8 protein-coding genes and 1 pseudogene are annotated in these 7,804 nt (G+C 67.5%); 7 read left to right on the plus strand and 2 right to left on the minus strand.

Translation table 11 applies throughout. From position 1 onward, the window contains the following. Nucleotides 1–217 precede the first annotated feature (217 nt). A complete protein-coding gene (locus tag AAC997_RS09885; RefSeq protein WP_340645530.1) occupies nucleotides 218–490 on the plus strand; it encodes a helix-hairpin-helix domain-containing protein in 273 nt (90 codons plus the stop codon). Nucleotides 491–495: 5 nt separating this feature from the next. Then, the gene (locus AAC997_RS09890; protein ID WP_340645531.1) at nucleotides 496–987 is read left to right on the plus strand and encodes a YetF domain-containing protein; all 492 of its coding nucleotides are present in this window, start codon (nucleotides 496–498) and stop codon (nucleotides 985–987) included. A 46-nt stretch (nucleotides 988–1,033) separates the two neighbouring features. On the opposite strand, the gene AAC997_RS09895 is transcribed toward AAC997_RS09890, so the two are convergent. Beyond that, a complete protein-coding gene (locus AAC997_RS09895; RefSeq protein ID WP_340645532.1) occupies nucleotides 1,034–1,828 on the minus strand; it encodes an SDR family oxidoreductase in 795 nt (264 codons plus the stop codon). A 365-nt stretch (nucleotides 1,829–2,193) separates the two neighbouring features. Here AAC997_RS09895 and AAC997_RS09900 point away from each other — a divergent pair, with 365 nt between their 5' ends. The 4 genes from AAC997_RS09900 to AAC997_RS09915 all read left to right on the plus strand — a co-directional run bounded on the left by AAC997_RS09900 (nucleotide 2,194) and on the right by AAC997_RS09915 (nucleotide 5,287). Further along, nucleotides 2,194–2,718, plus strand: coding sequence for a GNAT family protein (locus AAC997_RS09900; RefSeq protein WP_340645533.1), 525 nt, complete (start codon nucleotides 2,194–2,196; stop codon nucleotides 2,716–2,718). Nucleotides 2,719–2,804: 86 nt separating this feature from the next. After that, the gene (gene cysK, locus AAC997_RS09905; protein ID WP_340645534.1) at nucleotides 2,805–3,848 is read left to right on the plus strand and encodes a cysteine synthase A; all 1,044 of its coding nucleotides are present in this window, start codon (nucleotides 2,805–2,807) and stop codon (nucleotides 3,846–3,848) included. A gap of 34 nt (nucleotides 3,849–3,882) precedes the next feature. After that, entirely contained in the window at nucleotides 3,883–4,230 is a 348-nt protein-coding gene (locus tag AAC997_RS09910) for a hypothetical protein (RefSeq protein WP_340645535.1), read from the plus strand. A gap of 202 nt (nucleotides 4,231–4,432) precedes the next feature. Continuing rightward, complete coding sequence (locus AAC997_RS09915; RefSeq protein ID WP_340645536.1) at nucleotides 4,433–5,287, plus strand: hypothetical protein; 855 nt, start codon at nucleotides 4,433–4,435, stop codon at nucleotides 5,285–5,287. A gap of 48 nt (nucleotides 5,288–5,335) precedes the next feature. Here the strand turns inward: AAC997_RS09915 and AAC997_RS09920 are convergent, their stop codons facing one another. Further along, nucleotides 5,336–7,411, minus strand: coding sequence for a S46 family peptidase (locus tag AAC997_RS09920; RefSeq protein ID WP_340645537.1), 2,076 nt, complete (start codon nucleotides 7,409–7,411; stop codon nucleotides 5,336–5,338). Between the two features lie 229 nt (nucleotides 7,412–7,640). Here AAC997_RS09920 and AAC997_RS09925 point away from each other — a divergent pair. Next, nucleotides 7,641–7,804 (plus strand): annotated as a pseudogene (locus AAC997_RS09925) (ABC transporter permease); the annotation flags it as partial.

Genomic DNA, 7,804 nt, shown 5'->3' on the forward strand with positions numbered 1-7,804 from the left:
CGGCTGGGGAGTTCAGGCCTGGTGGCGGAATATCCGAACCTGGCCGCCTACCTCGCCCGCGCTGAGGCCCGGCCGGCCTATCGGCGGGCGTTCGAGGCGCAGTATGCGGTGTTCCTCGCGGCCTCCGGCGGCTGAAGTCCGCAGGCGCCAGGTCGTGATGCAACTCTTCGCGCGCCGCGACCCTTGTTCGCGCATCAGCAGCACAAGGAGCGACGCCATGACCGACTATGCGCAAATCAGCTTGAACAGCTCGACGGCCGAAGAGCTTCGCCGGTTGCCGGGCCTTGATGAGGCCAACGCACAAGCCATTGTCGAGACGCGACCGTTCGCCGACTGGTCGGCCCTGTCGCGCGCCGATCTGGACCAGGCGACGATCAACGGGCTGAAGAGTAGCGGGGCGAAGTTGGGACCGACCGGGGAAGGCCCGATCGGAGAGCCCGGTAGCGGCGGCTCGGCGGGTGACCCGGCCGGCAATCTCGGCCGCGCCTGACGGCGGTGATCTCCTCGTCGGCCCTGTTCGACGGATGGGACGGTATTGCGCGCATCCTCATCATCGCGCCCGCGGCGTATCTCGGGCTGACCCTGGTCCTGAGAGCGTCGGGCAAACGCACTCTGGCCAAGCTCAACGCCTTCGACTTCGTGGTCACCGTGGCGCTGGGCTCCACCCTGGCCTCGATCATCACCTCAAAGGACCTGGCGCTCGTCGAGGGACTGACGGCGCTTGCCCTGTTGGTGGGAATGCAGTTCGCGCTATCCTGGGCCACCGTGCGCAGCCGTCGGTTCAACGACCTTGTGAAGGCCGAGCCGACCCTGTTGTTGCGATCTGGTCGACTGCTGACCGGCGCGATGCGCGCGGAGAGGATCACCGAAGACGAGGTGGTCGCCGCTGTGCGGCAGGCCGGATCGGAACAGCTTGATGACGCCGAGGCGGTCTTCCTTGAAGCGGATGGCTCGCTGACCGCCCTGCTGCGGGCGCCGGCGGGGTAGCGCCTATCTCCTCCCCCGTTCCCGGGGGAGGAAGACGAGAGGGTCTCTAGGCGTAGTTGGCCAGGGCGTTGCCCGAGGCGTCGCCGCAGCCGGAGCCGCCGTCGACGGGGATGATGGCGCCGTTGACGTACTTGGCCTGGTCCGACGAGAGGAATAGGCACATGTCGGCGATCTCGTCCTTGGTCCCGTAGCGACGCATCGGATTGCGGCTCTTCACGCGTTCCTCGGCTTCCGGGGTGGAGGCCAGGCGGGCCATGCCCTCGGTGTCGGCGATGGGACCGGGGGAGATGGCGTTGACGCGGACGCCGCCGGGTCCCCACTCCAGGGCCAGGCACTTGGTGAGCATGTTGATGCCCGCCTTGGCGGCGCAGACGTGGGACTGGAAGAGTGAGGCGCGTTCGCCCTGGCCGGCGGTGATGGAGATCAGGCTCGCCCCCGGACGGCGCAGGAACTCGAAGGAGGCGCGCAGGACGTTGAAGGTGCCGATCAGATCGATGTCGACGACGGTCTTGAAGCCGTTGGCGCTCATGCCGAGCGCCGGGGCCACGAAGTTGCCGGCCGCGCCGGAGAGCACGATGTCGATTTCACCGAACTCGGTGTGGGTGCGCTTCAGCGCCGCCTCGACGGCGGCGTAGTCGCGGACGTCGGCGGCGATGCCGATGCAGGGCTTACCGAAGGTGGAGACCTCCTTGGCGGCGGCGGCGATCTTCTCCTCGCTGCGGCTGATGATGACGACATTGGCGCCGGCGGCGGCGAAGCGCTTGGCGATGCCGAGATTGATGCCGCTGGAAGCGCCGGCGACGAAGCAGGTCTTGCCGGCGAGTTGGGTGTCTTGGGCCATGGTGTTTCCTCTCGATCTGTTGGGGACGAGCTTAGGGCGGGCTTGCGGGGGGCGGAAGGGTGACCCGGCGTAGCGTCGCTCGAGATGCTCCCCTCCTGGGGGAGCTGGCGCGAAGAGCCTGAGGGGGACTTTGACTCCTGTTTGCGGGCGGCCTGTGTCGACGACGTCGATCCCCCTCCGGCCCGGACCTGCGGTCCGCGCCACCTCCCCACATCGCGCTGTCGCGCTGGGGGAGGATCTGTGGCGTTGACGCCTCGCCGTCATGGGCTAGCCTCACCCCATGGCCTGACCCCGGACATCGGCGCGACGCGAGCGCCCTCCCCGCCCCTGACACGGGCGCGTTCCCTCATGTCCAAAGGCTTCCCATGACCATCCGCCGTATCGCCGCCGCCGACCTCGCCCAGGTCGCGCGCTATCCCTTCACCGTCAGCATCACCGAACCGATGACCGAGCCCGCGCGGCTGGCGCAGACCTTCGCCGCCACGGGATTCTGGGCCGAGGAGGCGGGCGCGGTGGCGATTGAGGCCGACGGGCGGCTGGTGGGGACCTGCCAGTTCTATCGCGCCGCGCCCTGCATCCACGGGATGGAGCTGGGCTACATCCTGCATGATCCCGCCGACCGGGGACGCGGGCTGGCGGCGCCGGCGGTGCGCGCCTTCTCCGACCAGCTGTTTTCCGAGCGGCCCGGCGTCTTTCGCCAGCAACTGATCATCGAGACCTGGAACACCGCCTCATGGGGGCTGGCCGAGCGGTGTGGTTTCACCCGCGAGGGGCTGCTGCGCAGTTCCGGGTTCGGGGCGGGCGATCCGGCCGACTGCCTGATCTATTCCCGCACGCGGAAGGACTGGCACGAGGAGGCCGCGACGACGATGGGTGTGGCCTTCGACTAGCCGCGCGGCTTGGCGCCCCTTGCGGATGAGCGACAGGCCCATAGGTTGAGGCGCAACAACGTCCGCGCAAGACCGGAGGCCCCAAGATGGCCCGATATCAAAACATCCTCGAAACCATCGGCCGCACCCCGGTGGTGCGGATCAACAAGCTGGGGCCGGCCGGCGTGAACCTGTGGGTCAAGGTCGAGGCCTTCAATCCGCTGGGCTCGGTGAAGGACCGCCTGGCGCTCGGCGTGATCGAGGCGGCCGAGAAGTCCGGCGCCCTGAAGCCCGGCCAGACGGTGATCGAGGCCACCAGCGGCAATACCGGCATCGGCCTGGCCATGGTCTGCGCCCAGAAGGGCTATCCCCTGGTGGTCACCATGGCCGAGAGCTTCTCGGTCGAGCGGCGCAAGCTGATGCGGTTCTTAGGTGCGAAAGTGGTCACGACGCCTGCAAGTCTGCGCGGGACGGGCATGGTGGCCAAGGCCGTGGAGCTGGCGGAGAAGCACGGCTGGTTCCTGACCCGGCAGTTCGAGAATGAAGCCAATCCGGACATGCACTCGCGCACCACGGCCCTGGAGATCCTGGAGGACTTCGCGGGCGAGACCCTGGACTACTGGGTGACCGGCTACGGCACCGGCGGGACGCTGAAGGGCGTGGCCCGCGTGCTGGCCGAGAAAAGCCCCAAGACCAAGATCGTGGTCTGCGAACCCGAGGACGCCCAGTTGCTGGGCAGCGGCGCGGAGCAGGCGCGCAATCCCGACGGCAGCGCCGCCGCCGGCCACACCGCCTGGAAGCCGCACCCCATGCAGGGCTGGACGCCGGACTTCATCCCCAAGCTGACCGGCGACGCGGTCACCGCCAAGCTGATCGACCAGGTGCTGCCGATCCCCGGGCCTGAGGCCATGGCCATGAGCAAGAAGCTGGCCGACCAGGAGGGCATCTTCGTGGGCATCACCTCCGGCGCGACCTTCGCGGGCGCCCTGAAGGTGGCGGCCGCCGCGCCCAAGGGGGCCAACATCCTGTGCATGCTGCCCGACACCGGGGAGCGGTATCTGTCGACCCCGCTGTTCGCCGACGTGCCGGTGGACATGACGGCCGACGAACAGTCGATCTTCGACTCAACGCCGCTGGGCAAGCCCGACTAACGCGGCGTTCAGACTGGCGGCGCATGCTGGCGCCATGAGCTTTGGACGCCGCCAGGTTCCGACCTATTCCCCGCCGATGGCGGCGCGGGTGGCTGCGCCTGCGGCGAAGGTAGAGCGGATCGCCGTGCCGGCGGGTGTGCTGACGGGCTCGGCCTCCGAGGAAGACGCCGAGCATGCGGCGTGGCGGGCGGGTTACCGGGCGCGCCTCTGGCGCCGCTGGAGCCTGAAGCTGCTACTATTCGCCGGCCTGCCGGTCAGCCTGCTTGCGCCGCCGGGGACGAGTGACCTGCTGCTGTGGGCGCTGCGCGCGGCGATCGTGGCTCTGTTGGCCTACCGCTGGTCGAAGGACCGCAGCGAGGCGAAGGCGGCGGGGTTGCGGTAGGGCACAAGCGCCAAATGTTCTTCTTTTGTTCTTGCGAAATTGAGCGGATTGCGTCATAGTCCAGGTCGAACTCAGCGCAGCTGGCACGGGGCGCCCCGACCGTTGAAAGCCGTCGTCGGTAGCGGGGCGTAGAAGCGGGCAGCGTTGTCTACGACCAACTTGATGAGGAGGAGCCGCGTTGAAGGTGAGGCCTTGGGCGGAGTTGCGGACCGACCTTCCCAGCGACCAGATCGAGGACGAGCATGATATCGTCCAATTCGGCGGACGCGGCGTAGCCGAAGCCATCGGGGGGTTACTAGCTGCTCAGGGGTATGAGGTTTCACAGCCGGAATACGCTGGCGAGCACGGCTGGGAGTTTGATTTCCACGCGCTCGAGCGCCGGTTCTGGTGCCAAGTAACGGAAACCGACAGAATCCAACTGCTGTGCATCGACATGACCAGTTCGCCGTTCGGCGGCGTCTCACGAAAGCCGCCCCATCCCGCCTATGTTGAAGTTCTGACTCTCCTGGACAGGGAACTGGCGGCTGACCCGCGGTTCTATGATCTGGCTTGGTACTTTGATGACGAAGTCGCTCGCGACTTACCTGGATCCCTATCGCCCGTCTGCGAGTCTGTCGCTGCGCAGGTGGGCTCCTGGGTGGAGTTCCGCGCCGATCTTTTTGAGGAGATTGGCGAGCGGCAAGCCGACGATATGGGACTGGGTCGAGGTTGCGCCGACGCCGTTGTTGGACTGCTGAGCAGCCTTGGTCATCAGGTGTGGTCGCCACTGCCAACGACCGACAATGGGTGGCGCTTCAGCTTCGGGCCCTCGGGACCACGCTTCACCTGTGATATCCACGAGATCGGCGAGACCTATCGTGTGCTCGTTGAGGACAAGGGTCGAACCTTCGTCGATAAGCTGTTCAAGCGACCGCCGACGGCGCTCCATGGCGAGACTCTCAGCCGATTGAATGCGGCTCTGACGGATGACCCTCGTTTCCGGGATATCGCCTGGTGGGCCCCTAACAAAGGGCGGCGCCCTGACGAAGAAAAGACGATCCAGTCGACAATCCGCTGAGCAGCGGCGGAGCTCCGGCTCCCCCGCTACGCAGAGGCGAGGCGCCCCCTACTTCCCCGTCAGTTCCTTCACCAGGGCGGTCTGGCCGTAGACCTTTTCCAGGGCCTCGGTGGCCGCCGACGTCGCCACGACCACCGTCCGGTTGAGGGTGGGGTCGTAGCCGTAGTTGCCGCCGAGGGAGTGGATGTTGCCGTCGAAGGCGGCGCCCAGGATCTCGGCCTTGGCGTTCAGCACCGGGGAGCCGGAATTGCCGCCGATGATGTCGTTGGTGGTGACGAAGTTGAACACCGTGGCCGGGTTCAGTTTGTCCTTGGCCGCCACCCAGCGCGGCGCGAGCTGGAAGGGCTCGGCGCCCGTCGCGCGGTCATAGAGGCCAGCGAAGGTGGTGAAGGGGGCGATGGTGGTTCCGCGATGGGTCCAGCCGGCGACCTTTCCGTAGGACAGGCGCAGGGTGAAGGTGGCGTCGGGATAGACCGCGTCGCCATAGGCGGCGAACTTGGCCCGGGCGATGCGCTCGGCGGCCCGGTCGGTGGGGCCGCTGACCTCGGTCTCCCAGGCGGTGCGGACGGCGCGGGCGGCGGGGTCGATGCGCAGGGCGAGCTGGATCATCGGATCGGTCGACGCCAGGATGGCGGGCAGACCGCCGTCCCAGAGGCGCTTGCGCTCGGCGGGGTCGGCGAGCTTGGTCCCGGCCACTAGGCGGGCGGCCATGGCCTCCGGGCTTTCCTTGCCCAGCAGCTGCTGCACCGCGGCGTCGTCGACGGTGAGGTACTCGCGGGTCTTGGACAGCCAGAAGCTGAGATAGAGCTGCTCCAAAGCGGCGTCCACCGGCTGTTCGTCGAGGATCTGCTTGGCCATCAGGGCGAGGCCCGCATCTCCGTATTCCGGGAGGCGCTCGGCCGAGGGCTTGGCGCGCTCCTGGCCGGCGCGGACCAGTTCGCGGGCGAACAGGAAGAGCTCCGACAGAGATCCGGCGCCGCTCTCCAGCTGGCGCAGGCGCAGGTAGCGGTCGGCGTAGGGGCCCTGGACCTTGGCGATCTCGCCCCACGGGTCGCCGATGTCGGCGGCCAGCTTGGGATCGGCGGCGACCTTGGCGCGCAGCTCGGCCTCGGCGGCGCGCTTGGCCTCCATGAAGGCCGGGTCGTTGAGGGCGAACTGGCGGCCGTAGAAGACCTTGAAGCTGTTCTCGACGCCGAACAGGGGATCGGTGGCGATGCGCCTGGACTCCGCGTCGCGCTCCCCAAAGGCGATCAGCCGGCCGCGCAGTTCGGAGCGCTGCAGCTGGCCGATGGGCAGGGCCAGGTCGCGCTGAGTCTGCAGCTGGGACACCGTCAGCATCCGGTCGGTGCCGCCAGGATTGCCGGAGACGAAGGTGACCTCCCCGTCCTTGGGGGCCCGGCTCTGCCAGATCAGGTGCTGGGGCGAGGCGATGGGCTTGCCGTTCTCGTACAGGCGCACGAAGGCGGTATCGAGATTGAAGCGCGGGAAGTTGAAATTGTCCGGGTCGCCGCCGAAGAAGGCCGTCGCGATCTCCGGGGCGAAGACCAGGCGGACGTCAGAGTACTTGCGGTACTTGTAGAGCTTGTACTGGCCGCCGCGGTACAGGGTGACCAGCTGGCAGCGGAAGGCCTCGTCCTTGCCGCAGGCGGCGGTCTCGGCCGCGCCCTTGGCGGCGTCGCGGCCCTTGACGAAATCGATCCCGGTCTTGCCGGCGGTGGCCTTGCCGATCTCGCCGGTGAGGTCGGTGATGGAGACCAGGACCTCGGCCTGCATGCCGGGGCACTTCTTCTCCTCGGTCCGGGCGGTGGTGAGGAAACCGTCTTTCACATAGTCGGTCTTGCCGTCCGACAGGCTCTGGACGCAGTCGACGACGCAGTGGTGGTTGGTGAAGACCAGCCCTTCCTTGGAGACCAGGGAGGCCGAGCAGCCGCTGGTCAGCCGCACCGAGGCCGCCTGGACGCGGTCGAGCCACTTCTGGTCGGTCTTGACGCCGTAGGCCTGGGCCACCTTGGCGGCCGGGAAGTTGTCGTAGGTCCACATGCCTTCGTCGGCGAGGGCCGGGGCGGCGGAGAGGGCGATGGCGGCGGCGAGCGCGAAGGCTCCCCCCAAGGTCTGTCGAAGCATGAACATCCCGATGCGGTTTCGCGAGCCAGGGGAGGTCGCGGGGTGGCGATCCGTAACAATGTAACAGCCCCATGGCTAGGGGCTTTTGCGATCAATGGCTTAGCCGAGGCCCGGCTGGAAAGTTACTTATAATTCATGCAATTAGGCCCGAGAACGCGCCGCCTTACGTGGATTTAACTAGGCTCCCGACCGCCAGGGCCACACATGTTTGCGCCGTTGGAGGGACGTCATGCCACTGGCCTTGGCCACGCTCATCTATGAATGGCGCCGGTACATGGCCGCCGTGATCGCGCTGGCCTTTTCGGGCCTGCTGATCCTGGCCCAGGTCGGCATGTTCACCGGGATCGTGAAGGGCGCCACAGCCACCATCGACCGGAGCCGCGCCGACATCCT

The organism is Phenylobacterium sp., from assembly GCF_037968635.1.
GTDB lineage: Bacteria > Pseudomonadota > Alphaproteobacteria > Caulobacterales > Caulobacteraceae > Phenylobacterium.

Coding starts and splice junctions, on each gene's coding strand:
- AAC997_RS09885 (WP_340645530.1), top strand. CDS start 218: ATGACCGACTATGCGCAAATCAGCTTGAACAGCTCGACGGCCGAAGAG.
- cysK (WP_340645534.1), top strand. CDS start 2,805: ATGGCCCGATATCAAAACATCCTCGAAACCATCGGCCGCACCCCGGTG.
- AAC997_RS09920 (WP_340645537.1), bottom strand. CDS start 7,411: ATGCTTCGACAGACCTTGGGGGGAGCCTTCGCGCTCGCCGCCGCCATC.
- AAC997_RS09910 (WP_340645535.1), top strand. CDS start 3,883: ATGAGCTTTGGACGCCGCCAGGTTCCGACCTATTCCCCGCCGATGGCG.
- AAC997_RS09895 (WP_340645532.1), bottom strand. CDS start 1,828: ATGGCCCAAGACACCCAACTCGCCGGCAAGACCTGCTTCGTCGCCGGC.
- AAC997_RS09900 (WP_340645533.1), top strand. CDS start 2,194: ATGACCATCCGCCGTATCGCCGCCGCCGACCTCGCCCAGGTCGCGCGC.